Origin of the sequence: Stutzerimonas stutzeri KOS6, assembly GCF_000307775.2 — a bacterium.
Lineage (GTDB): Bacteria > Pseudomonadota > Gammaproteobacteria > Pseudomonadales > Pseudomonadaceae > Stutzerimonas > Stutzerimonas stutzeri_B.
The window spans coordinates 1,580,861-1,603,675 of sequence record NZ_KK020676.1; the positions used below are offsets into that span (position 1 = coordinate 1,580,861).

Here is a 22,815-nt window from a genome sequence, read left to right on the forward strand (position 1 = left end):
GAGCGTGACTTTGCTTCAGGCGCGGCTCAGCGGGTAGCCGTTTGGCCGCGCTGGAAATGGCAGGAGAAGCAGCTGCCCTGGCCTGGAATGCTGGTAATGTCCAGCCGTCCCTGGTGGCGCAACAGCACATGCTTGACGATGGCCAGCCCCAGACCGGTGCCACCGGTGCTGCTGGCGCGGCTGGAATCGACCCGGTAGAAGCGTTCGGTCAGGCGCGGCAGGTGCTTCTGCTCGATGCCGATACCGCTGTCCTCGACGCTGAGATGTGCGCCGGCTTCGTCGCTCCACCAGCGAACATGCACACTGCCACCGTCGGGCGTGTACTTCACCGCGTTGAACACCAGGTTGGAGAAGGCGCTGCGCAGTTCCGTCTCGCTACCCTTGAGTTGCAGCGCCGGATCGGCATCGAGTCTGATCAGGTGTCCGCGGCTGCCGGACAAAGCGCGGGCATCGCTGATGATCGACTGCAGCAGCAGGCCCACGGCCACTGGCTGGTTGTCCGTCGGCCGGCTGCTGGTTTCCAGGCGGGCCAGCAGCAGCAGGTCGTTGAGCAGGTGCTGCATGCGTCCGGCCTGCTGATTCATCTGCTGCAGGGCACGGAGCCAGCGCGGGTTCACCGCCTCGGCATTTTCCAGCAGGGTTTCCAGGTAACCGGCGATCACCGTCAGCGGTGTGCGCAACTCGTGGGAGACGTTGGCCACGAAGTCCTTGCGCATCTGCTCCAGCTGATGCAGGCGGGTGACGTCGCGGACCAGCAACAGGTGTTCGCTGTTGCCGTAACGGGTGACGTTGAATTGCAGGCGCACACGATCATCGACCGGCGAGGCCAGCTCCAGTGGCTGGTCATAGTTGCCGCTGTCGAAGTACTCCTTGAAGGCCGGGTGACGCACCAGGTTGCCGATGGGATGGCCGGTGTCCTGCGGCTTCTTCAGGCCCAGCAGGCGGTTCGCAGCAGGGTTCCACCACTCCAGGTTGCCGTCGCTGTCGAGCATGATCACCGCATCCTTGAGGGCTGCAGTGGAGCCCTGGGCGCGATCGATGATGCCCTGCAACTGGCCGCGCAGACGCAGATCGCGGCGTTGCAGCTGGTACAGGCTGTCGAACACGTCGCCCCAGATGCCGGCCGAATCCGGTGGTGCTTCGTCGGGGTCGGCGCGGTGCAGCCAGCGCTGCAGGCGCAGCAGCTGGCGCAGGGTCCAGGCCAGATAGCCGCTCAGGCCGACGACCAGCGCCCAGGCATATTCGCCGCTGATCAGGCCCACCAGCAGACAGCCGCCCAGCAGAAGCAGCAGGCGACGCACGAGGGCTCCTTGCCAGTCCTGATTCAACCGATGCACTCCAGAGATGTGGCGATGATGTGGTGAATGACGCCGGGACGCATGCTCACCCGGCGCATTCAGCTCTTGCTGGAGAAACGATAACCGGTACCGCGTACCGTCTGCACCAGGTTCTCGTAGACTTCACCGAGCGCCTTGCGCAGGCGGCGGATGTGCACGTCGACGGTGCGTTCCTCGACGTAGACGTTGCCGCCCCAGACCTGGTCGAGCAGCTGGCTGCGGGTGTAGGCACGTTCCTGGTGGGTCATGAAGAACTGCAGCAGGCGGTACTCGGTAGGGCCCATCTCGGCCGGCTTGCCATCGATGGTGACACGGTGACTGACCGGATCGAGCAGCAAGCCGCCGATCTCGATGGGCGACTCGCTGTCCATCGGCGCCGCGCGGCGCAGCACGGCCTTCAGGCGCGCTACCAGCTCGCGAGGCGAAAACGGCTTGGTGATGTAGTCATCGGCACCGACTTCCAGCCCCTGGATCTTGTTGTCCTCTTCACCTTTGGCGGTGAGCATGATGATCGGCGTGTCGGCGGTCAGCTCGTCACGCTTGAGGCGACGTGCCAGTTCGATGCCGGAGGTGCCGGGCAGCATCCAGTCGAGCAGGATCAGGTCCGGCTTGCGGTCGATGATCAGGGCATGGGCCTGCTGGGAGTTTTCCGCTTCGAGACAGTCATAACCGGCCATTTCCAGGGCGACGACGATCATCTCCCGGATCGGCGCCTCGTCATCGACGATCAGTATGCTCTTGCCATTCATGGTCAGGCCTCGGGTCCGTTCTTATCAGCCGGCATTAGATAACGGAATTATTGCAGCCATGTGACAGGTAGACGGCAATGGCGGCTGCGTCTCGGATCGCACGGCCGGCATTCCGCCTAGGCTCTGGTTGCGTAATCCAGCACGATGCCGGCGAGAATCGCCAGCCCCGCCCAATGGTTGTGAAGAAAGGCCTTGAAACAGGCTTGCGGCTTGCGCGAAGCGGTCTGCCGGTACTCCCAGGCGAAGCAGCCGGCGGCAACCACCAGCCCGAGGTGGAACCACTGGCCCAGCTCGAAGCGCATGCCGGCGAGCACCAGGCAGAACAGCGCCAGGCCCTGCAGCGTGACGATGATGATGCGGTCCGCTTCGCCGAAGAGGATCGCGGTGGACTTGATGCCGATCTTCAGGTCGTCCTCGCGGTCGGCCATGGCGTAGTAGGTGTCATAGGCCACCGTCCATAGCAGGTTGGCGATGAACAGCAGCCAGGCTTCGGGCGGCAGGCTGCCGGTTTCGGCAGTGAAGGCCATCGGCATGCCCCAGGAAAAGGCCGCGCCGAGCACCACCTGCGGATAAAAGGTGTAGCGCTTCATGAACGGGTAGCAGGCGGCCAGGGCCACGGCGCCAAAGGACAGGTAGACCGTTGTCGCGTTGGTCAGCAGGACCAGTAGGAAGCTCAGGCCCAGCAGCACGGCGAATAGTGTCCAGGCCTCGCGCGAGCTGATCTTGCCGGTCGCCATGGGGCGCGCCTGGGTGCGTTGCACATGGCCGTCGAAGTTGCGGTCGGCGAAGTCGTTGATCACGCAGCCGGCGGCGCGCATCAGGATCACGCCGGTGACGAAGATGAACAGGTTCTTTGCGCTGGGCACGCCTTCGGCTGCGATCCACAGCGCCCACAGCGTCGGCCACAGCAGCAGGTAGGTGCCGATGGGCCGGTCCAGGCGCATCAGCTGGATGAAGTCCCAGGCGCGCGGGTGCAGGCGATTGCACGATTGCAGCAATTTCAGATACATCGGCGGCTCTCCTTGGCGGAATGGGGTGCGCAGCGGGGCGCCTGTTCAGGGGGCGATATCGGCGGCCTGCCACAGTGCCGACAGGAATACCTCGCTGACCAGCACGCCGAGCCGATTCTGGCGGAAGCAGGAACGCCGTGCCCAGAGGCCCTCGGCGCGGCACTCCGTCGGCAACCAGGCGGCTGGATAGCGGCAGGCCTCGAGCGTGCCGCGGGTAAAGGCTGGATCGCTGAACAGCAGTTCGCCCAGGGAGCGATTGCCGAGGCGTTGCAGGTCGAGGCCGGATTCCTCCAGTTGCGCCCGTGCCGCGACGCTGCGGGCGAACACCCAGGGCTGGTCGTGACCGCACAGATAGACTTCGCGCACCCAGCCCTCGCTCCCGGCCGGAAGGTTGAGCACGGCGCATTCATCGGCGCGCAACGGCTGCCAGGCTTCATGCAGCGGCGTCACGCTGAAGGCGCCATTGGCCAGATCGGTCAGGCGGCGGGTCAGCGAGCCCTTGTCGACGTACAGCCAGTCGTACAGGGCGGGATCGAGCGGGAAGGGCAGGCGGTCGGCACTCAGCCAGTCAGGAAATTCGGACACAGCGCGTTCGGGCATGATGAAAAGAGCGGCGAGTCTAGCACGCGCTCCGGCTACTGCAGGACGCGCGCGACGACGCGAGCGTTGGCCCGTTTTGTAGGTCTGTGCAAACAGCGCTACCGGACCATCATGTCCAGCCTTCCAGGCGCATGGTGGCACGCACCAGGCGCTGCTCCTCCTGCTCGATCTCCTTGAGGTTGTCGCGAATGCTGTGGATATGGTCGCGCGCCGCGCGCTGTGCCTGATCCGGCAGGCGCTCGGTGACAGCGTGATAGAGCCGCGAGTGCTGGCGGTCGATCTGCCGTTTCGGTGCCGGGCGGTGATAGAGATTGTTCACCGAGGCGAACACGGTACTGAGCATCAGGTCGGTGAGCGATTGCAGGGTGTGTACCAGCACCGGGTTGTGCGAAGCCTCGCAGATGGCCAGGTGGAAGGCATGATCCAGGCGTGCATGCTCGCGCGGATCGGCACCTTCCGCGTTGCTGTGGGCGGCGAGCATCTCCTCGTAGCGCCGGCGCACGAGGATAAAGTCCGCATCGGTGCCGCGCAGGGCCGCCAGCCGTGCCGATTCGCCTTCGAGCAGGGCGCGCACTTCCAGCAGGTCATAGAGGGTGCGTGGCTGCGAGCTGAACAGGTGCATCAGCGGGCTGGCATCATGCTTGCCCGACAGTTCGGCGACGAACGAGCCCCGCCCCTGGGCGGTCTCGATGATGCCGCGCCCGCGCAGCACGCGCAGCCCCTCGCGCAGCGCCGAGCGGGAAATGCCGAGCTTCTCGCACAGGCGCCGCTCCGAGGGCAGGGCCTGGCCGACCTTCAATATGCCGTCGACGATCAGCCGCTCGATACGCTCGGCTACGACGTCCGCCACTTGACGGCGGTCATTGTTGAACTCGTTCACCATACTGCTTTCTCCAGCTGGTAGGACCAGTTGAAGCGAAGTTTACCGCGGTCGACGGAAAAAGAGTAAGCATGCGGTCTAGAGGGATATCAGGTAGTGTCTCGCCGGGGCCAACTACAAAAAACTGGTAGGACCAGTTTGCGCGAGCCTAGACGGCCAGACGCCATCGGCGCTAAAGATGCGTCATTCCACCGCAGCTGCTGGTGCTGGCTGCAACCCACGAGAACCGGAACTTGCCATGAACATTCTCTACGACGAACGCGTCGATGGTGCGTTACCAAAGGTCGACAAGTCCGCCCTGCTTGCCGAGCTGCAGGCGCGGTTGCCCGACCTGGACATCCTCCACCGCAGCGAGGACCTCAAGCCCTACGAGTGCGACGGGCTTTCCGCCTACCGCACCACGCCGCTGCTGGTGGTACTGCCCGAACGCGTCGAGCAGGTCGAAACCCTGCTCAAGCTCTGCCATCAGCGCGGCGTTCCGGTGGTCGCCCGCGGTGCCGGCACTGGCCTTTCCGGCGGTGCGTTGCCGCTGGAGCAGGGCATCCTGCTGGTGATGGCGCGCTTCAACAAGATTCTCGAGGTCGACCCGGCCGGGCGCTTCGCCCGTGTCCAGCCCGGCGTGCGCAACCTGGCGATTTCCCAGGCCGCGGCGCCCCATGAGCTTTACTACGCCCCCGATCCGTCGTCGCAAATCGCCTGTTCCATCGGCGGCAACGTCGCCGAGAACGCCGGCGGCGTGCATTGCCTGAAGTACGGGCTGACCGTGCACAACCTGCTCAAGGTCGACATTCTTACCGTCGAGGGCGAGCGCATGACGCTCGGCTCCGACGCCCTCGATTCACCGGGCTTCGATCTCCTGGCGCTGTTCACCGGTTCCGAGGGCATGCTCGGCATCGTCACCGAGGTGACGGTCAAGCTGCTGCCCAAGCCGCAGGTGGCCAAGGTGCTGCTCGCCGCGTTCGACTCGGTGGAAAAGGCCGGGCGTGCGGTGGGCGACATCATCGCCGCGGGCATCATCCCCGGTGGCCTGGAGATGATGGACAACCTGTCGATCCGCGCCGCCGAAGACTTCATCCACGCCGGCTACCCGGTGGATGCCGAGGCGATCCTGCTCTGCGAGCTGGACGGCGTGGAAGCCGACGTGCACGACGACTGCGCGCGCGTCAGCGAAGTACTCAAGCTGGCCGGCGCCACCGAAGTGCGCCTGGCCAGGGACGAAGCCGAGCGCGTGCGCTTCTGGGCTGGGCGCAAGAATGCCTTCCCGGCGGTTGGACGTATCTCGCCGGATTACTACTGCATGGACGGCACCATCCCGCGCCGCGAGCTGCCGGGCGTGCTCAAGGGGATTTCCGATCTGTCCGAGCAGTTCGGCCTGCGCGTGGCCAACGTGTTCCACGCCGGCGACGGCAACATGCATCCGCTGATCCTCTTCGATGCCAACCAGCCCGGTGAGCTGGAGCGCGCCGAGGAACTGGGTGGCAAGATTCTCGAACTGTGCGTCGAGGTGGGCGGCAGCATCACCGGCGAGCACGGCGTCGGCCGCGAGAAGATCAACCAGATGTGCTCGCAGTTCAACGCCGACGAGCTGACCCTGTTCCATGCGGTCAAGGCGGCCTTCGACCCGAGCGGCCTGCTCAACCCGGGCAAGAACATTCCGACCCTGCATCGCTGCGCCGAATTCGGCCGCATGCACATCCACAACGGCCAGCTGCCTTTCCCCGAACTGGAGCGTTTCTGATGTCCGTAATCGCCAACGACGCCAGCGCGCAGTTGCTGGATCAGGTCAACCAGGCGCTTGCCGCCAATACGCCGCTGCGTATCCAGGGCAGTGGCAGCAAGGCCTTCCTCGGCCGTGCGCTCGAAGGTCAGGTGCTCGACGTGCGCGAGCACCGCGGCATCGTCAGCTACGACCCCACCGAACTGGTGATCAGCGTGCGCGCCGGCACCCCGCTGGTGGAACTGGAAGCGGCGCTGGACGCCGCCGGACAAATGCTTCCTTGCGAGCCGCCGCACTTCGGCGATGGAGCCACCGTTGGCGGCATGATCGCCGCCGGCCTGTCCGGCCCGCGCCGCCCATGGAGCGGATCGGTGCGCGATTTCGTGCTCGGCTCGCGGGTCATCACCGGGCAGGGCAAGCTCCTGCGCTTCGGTGGCGAAGTGATGAAGAACGTCGCCGGCTACGACCTGTCGCGCCTGATGGCGGGCAGCTTCGGTTGCCTCGGCGTACTCACCGAAGTCTCGCTCAAGGTCCTGCCCAAGCCGCGCCTGTGCACCAGTCTGCGTCTGGAGATCGACCTGGAACGCGCGCTGCTCAAGCTCGCCGAGTGGGGTCAGCAGCCGGTGCCGATCAGCGCCGCCAGCCATGACGGCCAGGCGCTGCACCTGCGTCTGGAGGGCGGCGAAGGCTCGGTCAACGCTGCGCGCGAGCGCATCGGCGGCGAGGACCTGGGCCTCGGCTACTGGAACGATCTGCGCGAACAGCGCCTGGCCTTCTTCGCCGACCCTCGTCCGCTCTGGCGCCTGGCGCTCCCCAACAACACGCCGGCGCTGGCGCTGCCAGGCGATCAGCTGGTGGATTGGGCCGGCGCCCAGCGCTGGCTGAAGTCCGATGCCGAAGCCGCAACCATCCGGGGCATTGCCGGCGAAGTCGGCGGGCATGCCACCTGCTTCAGCGCCGGTGCCGCCGAGAGCCCGTTCCAGCCGCTGGCCGCACCGCTGCTGCGCTATCACCGCCAGCTCAAGGCCGCACTCGACCCGCAGGGGATCTTCAACCCCGGCCGCATGTATTCCGAGGTCTGACGACGTATGCAAACGAATCTGAGCGAAGCCGCGAAAAAACTGCCGCGCGCCGAGGAAGCCGAAAGCATCCTGCGCTCGTGCGTGCATTGCGGCTTCTGCAATGCCACCTGCCCGACTTACCAACTGCTGGGTGACGAGCTGGACGGTCCGCGTGGGCGCATCTACCTGATGAAGCAGATGTTCGAGGGTGGCGAGGTGACCGAGAGCACCCAGCTGCACCTGGACCGCTGTCTGACCTGCCGCAATTGCGAAACCACCTGCCCATCCGGGGTGAAATATCACAACCTGCTGGACATCGGCCGCGATTTCATCGAACGCCAGGTCCAGCGCCCGCTGGGCGAGCGTATAGTGCGTGGCGGTTTGCGCACGGTGATCCCGCGTCCGGGCCTGTTCAAGGCGCTGCTGGGCACCGGCAATGCGCTCAAGCCGCTGATGCCGGCCTCGCTCAAGGGCCATCTGCCGCGCGAGATCCGCCCGCCCAAGCCGCGCCCGCAAGTCATGCACGGTCGTCGCGTGTTGATGCTCGAAGGCTGCGTGCAGCCGAGCCTGGCACCGAGCACCAACGCCGCCGCCGCGCGGGTCCTGGATCGCCTGGGCATCAGCGTCAGCCCGGCCCGTGAGGCCGGCTGCTGCGGTGCGGTGGATTACCACCTCAATGCCCAGGATGCCGGTCTGGACCGCGCACGGCGCAACATCGACGCCTGGTGGCCAGCCATCGAGGCCGGTGCCGAAGCCATCGTGCAGACTGCCAGCGGCTGCGGTGCCTTCGTCAAGGAATACGGCCACCTGCTCAAGGATGACCCGGCCTACGCCGCCAAGGCGGCGCGCGTCAGCGAACTGGCCAAGGACCTGGTCGAGGTGCTGCGCAGCGCCGAACTGGAAAAGCTCAATGTGCGCGCCGACAAGCGCATGGCCTTCCATTGTCCGTGTACCCTGCAGCACGCACAGAAGCTTGGTGGCGCGGTCGAAGACGTGCTTGCCCGGCTGGGCTTCCAGCTCACCGCGGTGCCTGATGCGCATCTGTGCTGCGGCTCGGCGGGCAGCTATTCGATTACCCAGCCGGAAATCTCCATGCAGTTGCGCGACAACAAGCTCAACGCGCTGGAAAGCGGCAAGCCGGAAGTGATCGTCACAGCCAACATCGGCTGCCAGACGCATCTGGACGGCGCCGGCCGTACGCCGGTCAAGCACTGGATCGAAGTGGTCGAGGAATCGATGGGCTGATTGGTAGGGTGGGCTTCAGCCCAGCGTTCGTTGGCGCCCGAGGCTGCTGGTGGGCTGAAGCCCACCCTACGGGACTGACCGGGAGTGCCGCGCCACATAACGCTCACGCACGAATAACTTGAATATGACAACCGGAGAATCGAGATGAAAAGCAAAGCCGTACTGAGCCAGACCGAAGTGGCTGCCATTCTTGCCGCCGCCCGCGCCGAAGCGCAGGCCAATGGCTGGGCCGTGACCATCGTCGTCGCCGACGACGGCGGCCATCCCCTGGCGCTGGAGCGTCTGGACGGCTGCGCGCCGATCGCCTCCTACATCGCCACCGAGAAAGCCCGCAGCTCGGCGCTCGGCCGTCGCGAAACCAAGGGTTATGAAGACATGGTCAACGGCGGTCGCAGCGCCTTCCTTTCGGCGCCGGTGGTCTGCTCGCTGGAAGGCGGCGTGCCGGTGATCGTCGATGGGCAGGTGGTCGGTGCGGTCGGCGTGTCCGGCGTCACCGCCGTGCAGGACGCGCAGATCGCCAAGGCCGGCGTCGCCGCCCTGGCCAACTGATCAGGCAACAGGAGAACAATAGATGACCGAGCGTGTAACCCTGGGCCGCCTGCAAGTCGCGGCCAATCTGCAGCGTTTCATCGAAGACGAAGTCCTGCCGGGCACCGGTATCGAGGCCGCCGCCTTCTGGCAGGGCCTGGACACCCTGGTCCATGACCTGGCGCCGAAGAACCGCGAGCTGCTCGCCGAGCGCGACCGTATGCAGGTCGAGCTGGACACCTGGCACAAGGCCAATCCGGGTCCGATCAAGGACATGGCCGCCTATCGCGCCTTCCTCGAGTCCATCGGCTACCTGCTGCCGGTGCCGGGCGAGGTGAAGATCGAGACCGCCAACGTCGACAGCGAAATCGCCACCCAGGCCGGCCCGCAGCTGGTGGTGCCGATCATGAACGCGCGCTACGCGCTGAACGCCGCCAATGCCCGCTGGGGCTCGCTGTATGACGCGCTCTACGGCACCGACGCGATTTCCGAGGAGGGTGGCGCGCAGAAGGGTCCGGGCTACAACGAAGTCCGCGGCGCCAAGGTCATCGCCTACGCGCGCAATTTCCTCGACCAGGCCGCGCCGCTCGCCGAAGGCAGCCACGCCGATGCCACCGCTTACCGCGTGCAGGATGGCCAGCTCAAGGTGACCCTGGAAAACGGCAGCATCACCGGGCTGGCGCAGCCGGAGAAGTTCGTCGGTTTCCAGGGTGAAGCGGTCGAGCCCAAGGCCGTATTGCTGAAGAACAACGGCCTGCATGTCGAGATCCAGATCGATCCGAACAGCCCGATCGGGCAGACCGACGCCGCCGGCGTGAAGGATCTGCTGGTCGAGTCCGCGGTTTCCACCATCCTCGACTGCGAGGACTCGGTCGCCGCGGTCGATGCCGACGACAAGGTATTGGCCTACCGCAACTGGCTGGGCATCGTCCAGGGCACTCTCAGCGAAGAAGTCGCCAAGGGCAGCTCCAGCTTCGTCCGTCGCCTCAACCCGGACCGCGAGTACAGCGCGCCGAATGGCGACGAACTGAAGCTGCACGGCCGCTCGCTGCTGTTCCTGCGCAACGTCGGTCACCTGATGACCAACCCGGCGATCCTCTACGACGGCGATCGTGAAATCCCCGAAGGCATCATGGATGGCGTGTTCACCAGCCTGATCGCCAAGCATGACCTGGCGCGCAAGGGCAACTCGCGTACCGGCAGCATCTACATCGTCAAGCCGAAGATGCACGGTCCGGCCGAAGTCGCCTTCGCCGACGAGCTGTTCGGTCGCGTCGAGGACCTGGTCGGTCTGCCGCGTCATACCGTGAAGCTCGGCATCATGGATGAGGAACGTCGCACCAGCGCCAACCTCAAGGCCTGCATCGCGGCAGCCAAGCACCGCGTGGCCTTCATCAACACCGGCTTCCTCGACCGCACCGGCGACGAGATGCACACCTGCATGGAAGCCGGCCCGGTGCTGCGCAAGGGCGACATGAAGTCCACCCCGTGGATCCAGTCCTACGAGCGCAACAACGTGCTGGTCGGCCTGGCCTGCGGCCTGCGCGGCAAGGCCCAGATCGGCAAGGGCATGTGGGCCATGCCGGACATGATGGCGGCGATGCTGGAGCAGAAGATCGGCCACCCGAAGTCCGGCGCCAACACTGCCTGGGTACCGTCGCCGACCGGCGCCACCCTGCATGCGCTGCATTACCATCAGGTCGATGTACAGGTCGTACAGAGCGAGCTGGAAAAGGTCGACCTGGCCGCCGAGCGTGAGCAACTGCTCAATGACCTGCTGACCATCCCGGTGGTCGCCGAGGCCACGTGGAGCGCCGAGGAGAAGCAGCAGGAACTGGACAACAACTGCCAGGGTATCCTCGGTTACGTGGTGCGCTGGGTCGAGCAGGGCGTGGGTTGCTCCAAGGTGCCGGACATCCATAACGTCGGCCTGATGGAAGACCGTGCGACGCTGCGCATCTCCAGCCAGCACATCGCCAACTGGCTGCGTCACGGCGTGGTCAGTCGCGAGCAGGTTCAGGAAACCCTGGAGCGCATGGCCAAGGTGGTCGACCAGCAGAATGCCGGCGATCCGCTCTATCGCGCCATGTCCAGCGACTACACTCAGTCGGCGGCGTTCCAGGCGGCCTGTGATCTGGTGTTCAAGGGGCTCGAGCAGCCGGCCGGTTACACCGAGCCGCTGCTGCACGCCTGGCGCCAGCGTTTCAAGGCAGCCCAGGGCTGACAGGCCAGCAGGAACCGCGTGCTGCCGGATATGCGGCGCGCGCGGTGCAGGACAGCAGCCCCAGGTGCCCAGCGGCGCCCGGGGCTTTCGAGCATGAGCGGCACGGCTTCGGCCGGGTCGTTTGGAAGCGCACCGCGTGGGGGCGTTTTCGTGCGAAGAACCGGGCATGCCCGGACACACTAGAAGCGGTTCACAACAAAAACTCAGGGACCCAACAAATGAGTCAAACACTACTGTCCATCCTGGCCTTCGTGCCGCTGGTACTGGCGGGTGTGCTGCTGATCGGCTTTCGCTGGCCGGCCAAGTACGCAATGCCGCTGGTTTTCGTCCTAACTGCGCTGATCGGCCTGCTGGCCTGGGACATGACCCTCAACCGGGTCGTCGCATCCACCTTGCAGGGCCTGATCCTCACCGCAGCGATTCTCTGGATCATCTTCGGTGCGATCCTGCTGCTCAACACGCTGAAACATTCCGGGGGGATCAGTTCTATTCGGCGTGGCTTCTCCAACGTCAGTCCGGACCGTCGCGTCCAGGTGCTGATCGTCGCCTGGCTGTTCGGCTGTTTCATCGAGGGCGCCTCGGGCTTCGGCACGCCGGCCGCGGTGGCCGCACCCCTGATGGTGGCACTGGGCTTCCCGGCGCTGGCCGCCGTGGTCATGGGCATGATGGTGCAGTCGACGCCGGTGTCCTTCGGTGCCGTGGGTACGCCGATTTTGGTCGGTGTGGGCGCTGGCCTGGACAAGACCGGCATCAGCGAGCAGCTGGTTGCGGTGGGCAGTAACTGGGAGGTGTTCTTCCACCTGATCTTCTCGCGCGTCGCGATCATCCACGCGCTGTGCGGGATTCTCATGCCGCTGATCATGATCAGCATCATGACCCGCTATTTCGGGCGCAACAAATCCTGGACCGAAGGGCTGGCAGTTGCCCCGTTCGCCGTGTTCACCGGTCTGGCATTCGTCATTCCGTACGCCGCTGCCGGTGTATTCCTCGGCCCGGAATTCCCCTCCATGATCGGTGCGCTGGTCGGTCTGGCCATCGTCGTGCCTGCCGCCAAGGCCGGATTCCTGCTGCCCAAGGACAGCTGGGATTTCGCACCTGCCAGCGAGTGGCCCGCCGAATGGATGGGCAAGATCGAGATGAAGATCGAGGACGTCGCCGGCAAGACGCCGATTTCCGTACCCATGGCCTGGGCGCCGTACCTGCTGCTGGCGGCACTGCTGGTCTGCTCGCGGGTGTTCCCGGACTTCAAGGCACTGCTGATGTCGCTGACCTTCGGCTGGAAGGACATCCTTGGCGAGACGGGGGTTTCCGGTACGCTGGAGCCGCTGTACCTGCCGGGTGGCATCCTCTGCATCGTGGTGCTGATCACCTTCTTCCTGCACCGCATGAGCGCGCGGGAACTGGGCGCGGCCATTTCCGAATCGAGCAAGACCCTGCTCGGTGCCGGCTTCGTGCTGATCTTCACCATCCCGATGGTACGTATCCTGATCAACTCGGGTGTTAACGGCTCCGACCTGGTGTCGATGCCGGTGGCCATGGCGCAGCTGGTCGCCAACAGCGTGGGTGATGTCTATCCCTTCTTTGCCCCGGCCGTGGGCGCGCTGGGTGCCTTCATCGCCGGTTCCAACACCGTGTCCAACCTGATGCTCTCGCAGTTCCAGTTCAACACCGCGGGCCTGCTGGGTCTGTCCGGTGTGTTGATGGTGGCGTTGCAATCGGTCGGTGCGGCGGCGGGCAACATGATCGCCATTCACAACGTGGTAGCGGCTTCGGCCACCGTCGGCCTGCTCGGTCGCGAGGGGATCACCCTGCGCAAGACCATGCTGCCGACCCTGTACTACCTCATCCTGGCCGGCACCATCGGCCTGATCGGGTTCTACGTGATGGGCATCAGCGATCCGCTGGTGGGTGCCGCAGGCTAAGCCTTGCAGCATCGAAACGGGCGGCCTGGGCCGCCCGTTTTCATTTATGGGCTTGGTGCGGTGCGACGTTCTGGTATAGCGTGCGTCACAGTCGACTGGCAGCGAGGTGACCCATGAAGAAGTGGCAATGCGTGGTGTGCGGCTACATCTACGACGAAGCGCTGGGCGTACCGGAAGAGGGCATCGCCCCCGGAACGCTCTGGGAAGACGTGCCGGAAGACTGGGTGTGCCCCGACTGCGGCGTCGGCAAGCTCGATTTCGAAATGATCGCGATCGGCTGATCCCGTTCCGCCCAGCACAAGAGGACATCATGTGAGCGCACCCGTAGTCATCATCGGTACCGGCCTGGCCGGCTATAACCTGGCGCGTGAATTCCGCAAGCTGGACCCGCAGACGCCACTGCTGATGATTACCGCCGACGATGGTCGTTCCTACTCCAAGCCGTTGTTGTCCACCGGCTTCGCCGCCAACAGGAATGCCGAAACCCTGGGCATGGCTGCCGCCGGCACCATGGCCGAGCAACTCAATGCCGAGATTCGCACGCATACCCGGGTCACTCGCCTCGAGCCGGCGAATCGATGCGTCTGGATCGGCAACGAGCCGGTGGCGTACCGCGATCTGGTGCTGGCCTGGGGCGCACAGGCGATCCAGGTACAGGTCGAAGGCGCCGCCGCGGATCTGGTCTTTCCGATCAACGACCTGCACGATTACGGCCGCTTTCGTGCTGCGCTGGAAGGCAAGCGCCGGGTCCTGATCCTCGGGGCCGGACTGATCGGCTGCGAATTCGCCAACGACCTGCTGCAGGGTGATCACGAGGTCGATCTGGTGGCGCCCGGCGAGCAGGTCATGCCCGGCCTGCTGCCGCTGGAAGCTGCCCGGGCAGTGAGGCGTGGCCTGGAAGGCATCGGCGCACGTTTCCACCTGGGCAACGTGCTGGAGCGTCTCGAACGCAACGGCGCTGAGCTTCAGGCGACGCTGTCCGACGGCACGCAACTGACCTGCGACCTGGTGGTCAGCGCGGTCGGCCTGCGTCCGCGTACCGCGCAGGCGGCCGAAGCGGGGCTGGCGGTGGCGCGCGGAATCGTCGTCGATCGCCTGCTGCAGACCTCGGCTGCACACGTCTACGCCCTCGGCGATTGCGCCGAAGTGGAGGGGCTGAACCTGCTCTATGTGATGCCGCTGATGGCCGGTGCGCGGGCTCTGGCTAAAACGCTGTTTGGCAATCCTACCTTTGTCAGTTATGGCCCCATGCCGGTCACGGTGAAGACCTCGGCGTGTCCGGTGGTGGTTTCGGTACCGCCTGCCGGACGCGCGGGAAGCTGGTCGGTCGAGGCCCATGGAAACGACGTCAAAGCGCTCTATCTCGGGCCTGGCGGGCAGTTGCTCGGCTATGCGCTGACGGGTTCGGCGGTGCAGGAACGAATGGCCCTGAACAAGCAGTTACCGCCAGTGCTGGCGGAACTACCGCAAATTCTGTCGCTAAAGTCCCCCAACTGAGCTTGCAGGGCGTCCGCGGGGACTGGCGCAGGTGCTAGCGCCGTGCCATTCTCCATGGGTCTGCCCCAGCCTAGAGCTGTTGCAGCGCCTTTAGCGCTGTTCTTGTGAACAGTACGGACACAACAACAAAAACGTCTCAGAGGCTCCCAATGCGTAAACCGGAACTCGCCGCAGCCATTGCCGAGAAGGCTGATCTGTCCAAGGACCAGGCCAATCGCGTACTCAACGCCGTGCTGGATGAAATCACCAATGCGCTGAACCGCAAGGACAGCGTCACCCTGGTCGGTTTCGGCACCTTCGTTCAGCGCCACCGTGGCGCCCGCACCGGGAAAAACCCGCAGACCGGGCAACCGGTCACCATCAAGGCCAGCAATACCGTCGCGTTCAAACCGGGCAAGATGCTCAAAGACGCCGTCAACTGACGCTGCGCCGACCCGGAGCCGATCGGCTCCGGGTAAACCTGACCGACCGGTCTTCCCCGGACCCGTTCGTACCCGTCCTTCCCCCCGCCGACCAAGCCACTACAATGCGGCCTTCCTCTCGTACCGGTCGGGACAACACGTCATGAAATTCCGCTTTCTGCTTTGGATGCTGGGCCGCCTGATGGCCAAGGCCAGCCGCACCAACCCCGAGTTCCAGCAGCAGCTGGGCGACAAGGACCTGAGCTTCCAGCTGCACACCCTGGATGGCAAGGTCGCCCGGCACTTCGTGGTGAAGGACCAGCGCGTCACCAGCAAGCGCGGCCCGGCGAGCGAGCCGGCGTTCTCCCTGGGGTTCAAGGATGCCGCCTATGGCTTCGCCACCATGACGGCGAAGAACAAGCAGCTGGCGTTCATGCAGGGGATTCAGAACAAGGACATCCAGATCCAGGGTAATCCGGCGCTGGTGATGTGGTTCCAGGGGCTGACGAAGTACCTGAAGCCGAAGAAGGCCTAAAGGCAGCTTCAAGCGTGTGGCTGCTCTTCCCGCCAAACCCTCGCTTCATCCTTCAACCAATCCCGAAACGCCACCAGTCCCGCCGACTCCACCTTGCGCTCGGGAATCATCAGGTAATAAGCCCGCGTCTCACTGCGGTAGACATGCGGATGCGCCAGCACCAGGCGTCCCTCGGCCAGTTCCCGCTGGATCAGAAACGGTGGAATCAGCGCCACGCCCATGCCGTGCTCGGCCGCCTGGGCCAGCATGGAAAACAGTTCCAGCCGTGGCCCGGTCATGTCGCGGGCGACCTTCAGCCCCACTGAGTCGAACCATTGCCGCCAGGCGTAGGGGCGGGTGGTCTGCTGCAACAGCGGCATCTCGGCGAGGGCTGCGTTGCTCAGTTGCGCGCCATCGACCAGCAATGCCGGGCTGCACACCGGCTGCAGATCTTCCGGCATGAGTGCATGCGCCTCGGTCCCCGACCAGTCGGCATCGCCGAAATAGATCGCCGCATCGAACTCGGTATCGGCGAACAGGAAGGGGCGGGTGCGGTTGGTCAGGTTCACGGTGATATGTGGGTGCCGTGCCTGGAAATGCCGGAGCCGCGGCACCAGCCACTGGGTAGCGAAGGTCGGCACCACTGCCAGTTCGATGCTCATGGCGCCCTGCTGGCCCATCACCGACAGGGTGTCGCGCTCCACTGCGTCCAGCTGCGTGGCGATGCGGCGGGCATAGGACTGGCCGGCAGCGGTCAGCTTCACGCCGCGGCGCGAGCGACGGAAGAGTGCCAGGCCGAGAAACTCCTCCAGGCCGCCGATCTGCCGACAGATTGCGCTCTGGGTCAGCGCCAGTTCGTCGGCAGCGCGGGTGAAGCTCTCGTGGCGGGCCGCGGCCTCGAAGGCGATCAGGGCGGCAGTGCTGGGGATCTTGCGGCGCATTATGCGGAGCCCTCACTAGAGTGGCGTAATAATCGCGAGGAAGCTTATCTCGGAGTGAATAAAACGCACAGCTCGATGCGAAATCCTCGTTTGCCGCGTTTCCCGGCTGGGCATAGGATCACGCCACGTCGCCGCGCCGAGGTGCGGCGCACACGACAACAAGAGGAGCCCCCGATGGCCGGCAAAGCAAACTTCAACTGGATCGACCCGCTGCTACTGGATCAGCAACTGACCGAAGAAGAGCGCATGGTGCGCGATAGCGCCGCGCAGTTCGCCGCTGACAAGCTGGCACCGCGCGTGCTGGAAGCCTTCCGCCACGAACGGACCGATCCGGCGATCTTCCGCGAGATGGGTGAAACCGGCCTGCTCGGCGCGACCATTCCCGAAGCCTATGGTGGCAGCGGCCTCAACTACGTGTGCTACGGGCTGATCGCCCGCGAGGTCGAGCGCATCGACTCCGGCTACCGCTCGATGATGAGCGTGCAGTCGTCGCTGGTGATGGTGCCGATCTTCGAATTCGGCAACGAGGCGACCAAGCAGAAGTACCTGCCCAAGCTGGCCAGCGGCGAGTACATCGGCTGCTTTGGTCTGACCGAGCCGAACCACGGCTCGGACCCGGGCAGCATGGTCACCCGGGCGAAGAAGGTCGATGGTGGCTATCGCCTCTCGGGCAGCAAGATGTGGATCACCAACAGCCCCATCGCCGATGTCTTCGTGGTCTGGGCCAAGGACGACGAAGGACAGATCCGCGGCTTCGTGCTGGAGAAGGGCTGGGAAGGGCTGTCCGCTCCGGCAATTCACGGCAAGGTCGGCCTGCGTGCGTCGATCACCGGTGAGGTCGTCATGGACAACGTGTTCTGCCCGGAAGAGAACGCATTCCCCGATGTGCGCGGGCTGAAGGGGCCGTTCACCTGCTTGAACAGTGCGCGCTACGGCATCAGCTGGGGCGCGCTGGGCGCCGCCGAGTTCTGCTGGCATGCCGCCCGCCAGTACGTGCTCGACCGCCAGCAGTTCGGCCGTCCGCTGGCGGCCAACCAGCTGATCCAGAAGAAACTCGCCGACATGCAGACCGAAATCACCCTGGCCCTGCAGGGTTGCCTGCGCCTTGGGCGGATGAAGGACGAGGGTACGGCGGCGGTGGAGATCACCTCGATCATGAAGCGCAACAGTTGCGGCAAGGCGCTCGACGTGGCGCGCATGGCCCGCGACATGCTGGGCGGCAACGGCATCAGCGACGAGTTCGGCGTGGCGCGGCATCTGGTCAACCTCGAGGTGGTCAACACCTATGAAGGCACCCACGACGTGCATGCGCTGATCCTCGGTCGCGCGCAGACCGGCATCCAGGCGTTTTTCTGATGCCGCCGTAGGGTGGATGACGCTTTTTTCATCCACCGCTGGCCACGCAAGGTGGACGGGTGAAGCGCCAGCCATGCGCCCCGATCCACCCTGCGTTCACTTGAGCTTCGAGATTTCACCCATGCCCGGCGCCCTGTCCCATATCCGCGTGCTCGACCTGTCCCGCGTGCTTGCCGGGCCCTGGTGCGGGCAGGTTCTCGGCGATCTCGGTGCCGAGGTGATCAAGGTCGAGCGCCCGGAAACTGGCGACGACACCCGTCACTGGGGCCCGCCTTATCTCAAGGATCAGCATGGCGAAAACACCTCGGAGGCGGCCTATTACCTGACGGCCAATCGTAACAAGCAGTCGCTGACTGTCGACTTCACCCGGCCCGAGGGGCAGCGCATCATCCGCGAGCTGGTGACGCAGAGCGACGTGCTGCTGGAAAACTTCAAGGTCGGCGGTCTGGCCGCCTATGGGCTGGACTACCAGAGCCTCAAGGCGATCAATCCGCGGCTGATCTATTGCTCGATCACCGGCTTTGGCCAGGACGGTCCTTACGCTAGCCGTGCCGGCTACGACTTCATGATCCAGGGCCTGGGTGGGCTGATGAGCCTGACCGGGCGCAGCGATGCGGAAGAGGGCGCCGGGCCGGTCAAGGTCGGCGTGGCGCTGACCGATATCCTCACCGGGCTCTACGCTGCCGTGGGCGTGCTCGCCGCGTTGGCGCACCGCGAGCATAGCGGCGAAGGCCAGCACATCGACACGGCGCTACTCGACGTGCAGGTCGCCTGCCTCGGCAACCAGGCGCTCAACTACCTCACCACCGGAGTGGCGCCGAAGCGCATGGGCAATGCCCATCCGAACATCGTGCCCTATCAGGACTTCCCCACCGCCGATGGCGACATCATCCTCACTGTCGGCAACGACGGCCAGTTCCGCAAGTTCTGCGAGGTGGCCGGGCATGCCGAGTGGGCGGCCGATCCGCGCTTCGCCACGAATCGCGCGCGGGTCGCCCATCGCGCCGAGCTGATTCCGCTGATCCGCCAGGTCACGGTGTTCCGTACCACGGCGGAATGGGTCCGTGCGCTGGAGCAGGCCGGCGTGCCCTGCGGGCCGATCAACGACCTGGCCCAGGTGTTCGCCGACCCGCAGGTGCAGCAGCGTGCTTTGAAGATCGACATGCCGCACCCACTGTCCGGCACGGTGCCGCTGGTGGCCAGTCCGCTACGCTTGTCCGCCTCGCCGGTGGACTACCGCAACCCGCCGCCGCTGCTTGGCGAGCACAGCGAGGCGCTGTTGCAGCGCCTGCTGGGCATGAACGATGAGCAGATCGCCCGCCTGCGCCAGGCCGGCGTCATCTAGCTCAGAAGCCTTCCAGCACGATCTTGCCCTTGGCTTTGCCGCTTTCCAGCAGGGCATGGGCACGACGCAGGTTGGTTGCGTTGATGGTGCCGAAGTGCTCGCCGAGGGTGGTGCGCAGCACGCCGCGGTCGACCAGTTCGCTGACCCGCTGCAGCAGATTGTGCTGCTCGATCATGTCGGGCGTTTCGAACAGGGCGCGGGTGAACATCAGTTCCCAGTGCAGCGACAGGCTCTTGCGCTTGAGCTTCATCACGTCCAGCGGCTGCGCCGGGTCATCGATCAGGCTGAGGCGTCCCTGCGGCGCCAGCGCTTCGACCAGTTGATCGAAGTGACGGTCGGTGTGGGTCAGGCTGGCGACATGGCTGACGCTGGCGAAACCGGCACGCTGTAGCTGGTCGTACAGCGGCTGGCTGTGGTCGATGACGTGATGGGCGCCCAGTTCGCGCACCCAGGCCTGGGTTTCCGGGCGCGAGGCGGTGGCGATCACGGTGACGTCGGTCAGCTGGCGCGCCAGCTGCAGCATGATCGAGCCGACCCCGCCGGCGGCCCCGACGATCAGCAACTGCTGGCCGCTGCCCTGGCCTTCAGCCAGTTGCAGGCGATCGAACAGCAGCTCCCAGGCCGTGATGGAGGTCAGCGGCAGCGCCGCGGCTTCGGCGAAACCGAGGCTTTGCGGCTTGCGGCCGACGATGCGCTCGTCCACCAGATGCTGCTCGCTGTAGGCGCCGGCACGAGCAATCGAGCCGGCGTAGAACACTTCATCGCCGACTTTGAACAGGCTGACCTCGCTGCCCACACCCACCACCACACCGGCGGCGTCCCAGCCCAGCACCTTGGGTTGTCCACCCTCGGGCTTGGTATTGCGGCGCACCTTGGTGTCCACCGGGTTGACCGAAATGGCGCGTACTTCCACCAGCAGGTCACGCGGTCCGGGCACCGGCGCGGGCAGTTCGATGTCCTGCAAAGACTCGTGGTGATCGGTGGGAAGAGAGTTGAAGTAGGCGACTGCTTTCATGCTGTTTCTCCAGAGAGGGGGCGGCTGGTTGCGGTAGGCCATACTCGTTTATTTGACTCGGCGGAAAAACGAGGTAATAAGCGAGTCTCTTTCAACAGGATTTTGAAAATGCTGCGTTTCGACGACCTGCAGCTGTTCATTCGCACGGCCGACAGCGGCAGTCTGTCCGCTGCTGCACGAGCGCTGGACACCTCGCCAGCGGTGGCCAGCGCCGCACTCAAGCGCCTCGAAGCTTCGCTCGGTGCTCGATTGTTCGTGCGCTCGACGCGCAGCTTGCGGCTCACCGCCGAGGGCGAGCTGTACCTTGGCCATGCCCGCGCGGCGCTGGCCAGCCTGAAGGAGGGCGCGCAGTTGCTCGTCGGTGGTCGGGAAGCGATCAGCGGCGTGTTGCAGTTATCGGCACCCTCGGACTTTGGCCGCAATGTGCTGTTGCCCTGGCTGGACGCCTTCCAGGCGAGCCATCCGCAATTGCAGGTGCGCCTGCTGTTGGGCGATGGGCTGACCGATCTGTTCCGCCAGCCGGTGGATGTCGCCCTGCGCTATGGCGCGCCGGAAGACTCCAGCCTGGTGGCCTTGCCGGTCGCCGCCGACAATCGCCGGGTGCTCTGTGCGTCTCCGGCCTATCTGCAGCGGCATGGTGAGCCGCGGCGACTGGACGACCTGGCGGCGCACAACTGCCTGCGTTTCATGCTTGCAGGGCGGGTTCATGATCGCTGGTGCTTTCAGCACGGACGCCGCGCGCTCACGGTGCAGGTCGGCGGTGACCGGGTCAGCGACGATGCCGATGTGGTGCGCCGCTGGGCACTTGCCGGTGTCGGCCTGGCCTACAAGTCATGGCTGGACATTGCCGACGATGTGGCTGCGGGCCGCCTGCGGGTACTGCTGCCCGATTGCCTCGGCGAAGCCGCACCGCTCAGCCTGCTCTGCGCCCATCGTGCGCAGCTGAGCAAGCCGGTACGGCTGTTGCGCGAGCACTTGCAGGGGCGCTGTGCGGCGCTGCTGGCGCGAGCAGCGTGGCATGGGGCCTAGGCCCGGCGTACTATCGGGGTGAACTCTATGGCCCTTGGCTATTCTTATCCGAATACTGGTTAACAAATGGACTGGCGCATCATGCTCACGCGTTTTCGAAACACCTGGCAACTGACCGTTGTCTTCCTCATGTCCTGGCTGCTGGCCGGCTGTGGCGTCAATAACATTCCCACCTATGACGAGCAGGTCAAGGCCGCCTGGTCGCAGGTGGAAAACCAGTATCAGCGGCGCGCCGACCTGATCCCGAACCTGGTCGAGACGGTCAAGGGGTTCGCCCGCCAGGAGCAGGAAACCCTTACGGCAGTGATCGAGGCCCGCGCCAAGGCGACCTCGATTCAGGTCGATGCCGGCACCCTGGACGATCCGCAGAAGTTGCAGCAGTTCCAGCAGGCGCAGAACCAGCTGACCGGCGCTTTGAGTCGCTTGATGGCGGTTTCCGAGCGCTATCCGGAGCTGAAGTCCAACCAGAACTTCCTTGCCCTGCAATCGCAGCTCGAAGGTACCGAGAACCGCATCGCCGTGGCGCGCCGCGATTTCATCGCTGCAGTCGAGCGTTACAACACCGAGATTCGAACGTTCCCCGGTCGCATCTGGCATACGCTGATGTACAGCGACATGCCGATTCGCGAGAACTTCGAGGCCACGGCCGAGAACGCCGAACAGGCGCCAAAAGTGCAGTTCCAATGACCTCAAGGTTCGCCCTGCTGCTGGCCCTGGTGCTCTGGGCCGGTAGCCTCGTCGCCCAGGAATCCGAGCTGCCGGCATTGACCGGTCGGGTGGTCGATCGCGCCGAGTTGCTCGATAACCAGGCCGAGGCGCGCCTGACCCGCATGCTGGCGGCGCACGAACAGGCGACCGGCGAGCAGGTGGTCGTGGTGACCGTGCCGGACCTGGGCGGACGCAGCATCGAGGAACTCGGGCTGGAGCTCGGCCGGAGCTGGGGGATCGGCCAGAAAGGTGAGGACAATGGTGCCCTGCTGATCGTTGCCCGTGACGATCGCAAGATCCGCATCGAGGTGGGCTATGGACTGGAAGGCCGCCTCACCGACGCGCAGTCCTCGGTCATCATCAACAGGATCATCGCGCCGGCATTCCAGCGCGGCGACTTCACTGCCGGGATCAGCGAAGGCGCGGAGGCGATCATCACTGTGCTGGGCGGTGATCCGCTGCCCGCCGAGCTGCGACCGGTCATGCCGATGACGCAGGAGCAACCCGGCGGCCTCGGGATTCTCGGTTTCTTCCTCATGCTGGTAGCGATCTTCGTCATCGGCGGCGGGCGCGGTGGCCGCGGTGGCGGTCGTCGCGCACTGCTGCTTGGCGCCTTGCTCGGCGGCATGGGGCGGGGCGGTGGCGGCGGTTTCGGCGGGGGTGGCTTCGGTGGAGGCGGCGGCGGTTTCGGGGGCGGTGGCGCTTCCGGCGGCTGGTAAATCAATGATGGATGAAC

22 protein-coding genes are annotated in these 22,815 nt (G+C 65.2%); 15 read left to right on the plus strand and 7 right to left on the minus strand.

The annotated features are described in order from the left end of the window. Positions 1–26: 26 nt before the first annotated feature. The 5 genes from phoR to glcC all read right to left on the minus strand — a co-directional run bounded on the left by phoR (position 27) and on the right by glcC (position 4,579). Positions 27–1,328 carry a phosphate regulon sensor histidine kinase PhoR gene (phoR, locus tag B597_RS35365; protein ID WP_003297353.1) on the minus strand — a complete coding sequence of 434 codons (1,302 nt, stop codon included), beginning with the start codon at positions 1,326–1,328 and terminating at the stop codon, positions 27–29. A gap of 68 nt (positions 1,329–1,396) precedes the next feature. Further along, positions 1,397–2,086, minus strand: a complete 690-nt coding sequence (gene phoB / locus B597_RS35370) for a phosphate regulon transcriptional regulator PhoB (protein ID WP_003297354.1) — start codon at positions 2,084–2,086, stop codon at positions 1,397–1,399. A 116-nt stretch (positions 2,087–2,202) separates the two neighbouring features. Then, positions 2,203–3,096: a 4-hydroxybenzoate octaprenyltransferase gene (ubiA, locus tag B597_RS35375; RefSeq protein WP_003297355.1), complete on the minus strand. Its 894-nt coding sequence runs from the start codon at positions 3,094–3,096 to the stop codon at positions 2,203–2,205. Positions 3,097–3,141: 45 nt separating this feature from the next. Continuing rightward, positions 3,142–3,696, minus strand: a complete 555-nt coding sequence (locus B597_RS35380; protein WP_003297357.1) for a chorismate--pyruvate lyase family protein — start codon at positions 3,694–3,696, stop codon at positions 3,142–3,144. Between the two features lie 109 nt (positions 3,697–3,805). Beyond that, positions 3,806–4,579, minus strand: coding sequence for a transcriptional regulator GlcC (glcC, locus tag B597_RS35385; protein ID WP_003297358.1), 774 nt, complete (start codon positions 4,577–4,579; stop codon positions 3,806–3,808). Positions 4,580–4,814: 235 nt separating this feature from the next. Here glcC and glcD point away from each other — a divergent pair, with 235 nt between their 5' ends. The 10 genes from glcD to B597_RS35435 all read left to right on the plus strand — a co-directional run bounded on the left by glcD (position 4,815) and on the right by B597_RS35435 (position 15,706). Next, positions 4,815–6,314: a glycolate oxidase subunit GlcD gene (gene glcD / locus B597_RS35390; protein WP_024162066.1), complete on the plus strand. Its 1,500-nt coding sequence runs from the start codon at positions 4,815–4,817 to the stop codon at positions 6,312–6,314. Next, the gene (glcE, locus tag B597_RS35395; RefSeq protein ID WP_003297361.1) at positions 6,314–7,375 is read left to right on the plus strand and encodes a glycolate oxidase subunit GlcE; all 1,062 of its coding nucleotides are present in this window, start codon (positions 6,314–6,316) and stop codon (positions 7,373–7,375) included. Before glcD ends, glcE begins: the two co-directional genes overlap by 1 nt. A 6-nt stretch (positions 7,376–7,381) precedes the next feature. Then, complete coding sequence (gene glcF / locus B597_RS35400; RefSeq protein ID WP_024162067.1) at positions 7,382–8,599, plus strand: glycolate oxidase subunit GlcF; 1,218 nt, start codon at positions 7,382–7,384, stop codon at positions 8,597–8,599. A 144-nt stretch (positions 8,600–8,743) separates the two neighbouring features. Next, positions 8,744–9,148: a heme-binding protein gene (locus B597_RS35405; RefSeq protein ID WP_003297363.1), complete on the plus strand. Its 405-nt coding sequence runs from the start codon at positions 8,744–8,746 to the stop codon at positions 9,146–9,148. A 22-nt stretch (positions 9,149–9,170) separates the two neighbouring features. Beyond that, positions 9,171–11,351, plus strand: coding sequence for a malate synthase G (locus B597_RS35410; protein WP_003297364.1), 2,181 nt, complete (start codon positions 9,171–9,173; stop codon positions 11,349–11,351). A 218-nt stretch (positions 11,352–11,569) separates the two neighbouring features. Then, the gene (locus tag B597_RS35415; RefSeq protein ID WP_024162068.1) at positions 11,570–13,273 is read left to right on the plus strand and encodes an L-lactate permease; all 1,704 of its coding nucleotides are present in this window, start codon (positions 11,570–11,572) and stop codon (positions 13,271–13,273) included. A 113-nt stretch (positions 13,274–13,386) separates the two neighbouring features. Then, the gene (locus B597_RS35420) at positions 13,387–13,554 is read left to right on the plus strand and encodes a rubredoxin (RefSeq protein WP_003297368.1); all 168 of its coding nucleotides are present in this window, start codon (positions 13,387–13,389) and stop codon (positions 13,552–13,554) included. A gap of 31 nt (positions 13,555–13,585) precedes the next feature. Further along, a complete protein-coding gene (locus B597_RS35425) occupies positions 13,586–14,770 on the plus strand; it encodes an NAD(P)/FAD-dependent oxidoreductase (RefSeq protein WP_003297369.1) in 1,185 nt (394 codons plus the stop codon). A gap of 149 nt (positions 14,771–14,919) precedes the next feature. After that, a complete protein-coding gene (locus B597_RS35430; protein ID WP_003283322.1) occupies positions 14,920–15,192 on the plus strand; it encodes an HU family DNA-binding protein in 273 nt (90 codons plus the stop codon). A gap of 142 nt (positions 15,193–15,334) precedes the next feature. Continuing rightward, the gene (locus tag B597_RS35435) at positions 15,335–15,706 is read left to right on the plus strand and encodes an SCP2 sterol-binding domain-containing protein (RefSeq protein WP_003297371.1); all 372 of its coding nucleotides are present in this window, start codon (positions 15,335–15,337) and stop codon (positions 15,704–15,706) included. 8 nt (positions 15,707–15,714) lie between these two features. Here the strand turns inward: B597_RS35435 and B597_RS35440 are convergent, their stop codons facing one another. After that, entirely contained in the window at positions 15,715–16,626 is a 912-nt protein-coding gene (locus B597_RS35440; protein WP_003297372.1) for a LysR family transcriptional regulator, read from the minus strand. Positions 16,627–16,800: 174 nt separating this feature from the next. On the opposite strand from B597_RS35440, the gene B597_RS35445 reads away from it, so the two are divergent. Together B597_RS35445 and B597_RS35450 are read left to right on the plus strand one after the other, a co-directional pair. Beyond that, entirely contained in the window at positions 16,801–17,982 is a 1,182-nt protein-coding gene (locus B597_RS35445; protein ID WP_003297373.1) for an acyl-CoA dehydrogenase, read from the plus strand. A gap of 121 nt (positions 17,983–18,103) precedes the next feature. Then, positions 18,104–19,327, plus strand: a complete 1,224-nt coding sequence (locus B597_RS35450; RefSeq protein WP_003297375.1) for a CaiB/BaiF CoA transferase family protein — start codon at positions 18,104–18,106, stop codon at positions 19,325–19,327. A gap of 1 nt (position 19,328) precedes the next feature. Here the strand turns inward: B597_RS35450 and B597_RS35455 are convergent, their stop codons facing one another. Then, the gene (locus B597_RS35455; protein WP_003297376.1) at positions 19,329–20,342 is read right to left on the minus strand and encodes a zinc-binding alcohol dehydrogenase family protein; all 1,014 of its coding nucleotides are present in this window, start codon (positions 20,340–20,342) and stop codon (positions 19,329–19,331) included. 108 nt (positions 20,343–20,450) lie between these two features. Between B597_RS35455 and B597_RS35460 the strand changes: the two genes are divergently transcribed. The 3 genes from B597_RS35460 (at position 20,451) to B597_RS35470 (ending at position 22,798) form a co-directional block, all read left to right on the plus strand. Further along, positions 20,451–21,371, plus strand: a complete 921-nt coding sequence (locus B597_RS35460) for a LysR family transcriptional regulator (protein WP_003297377.1) — start codon at positions 20,451–20,453, stop codon at positions 21,369–21,371. A 66-nt stretch (positions 21,372–21,437) separates the two neighbouring features. After that, complete coding sequence (locus B597_RS35465; RefSeq protein WP_003297378.1) at positions 21,438–22,058, plus strand: LemA family protein; 621 nt, start codon at positions 21,438–21,440, stop codon at positions 22,056–22,058. Further along, entirely contained in the window at positions 22,055–22,798 is a 744-nt protein-coding gene (locus tag B597_RS35470; protein WP_024162070.1) for a TPM domain-containing protein, read from the plus strand. Before B597_RS35465 ends, B597_RS35470 begins: the two co-directional genes overlap by 4 nt. Positions 22,799–22,815 lie beyond the last annotated feature (17 nt).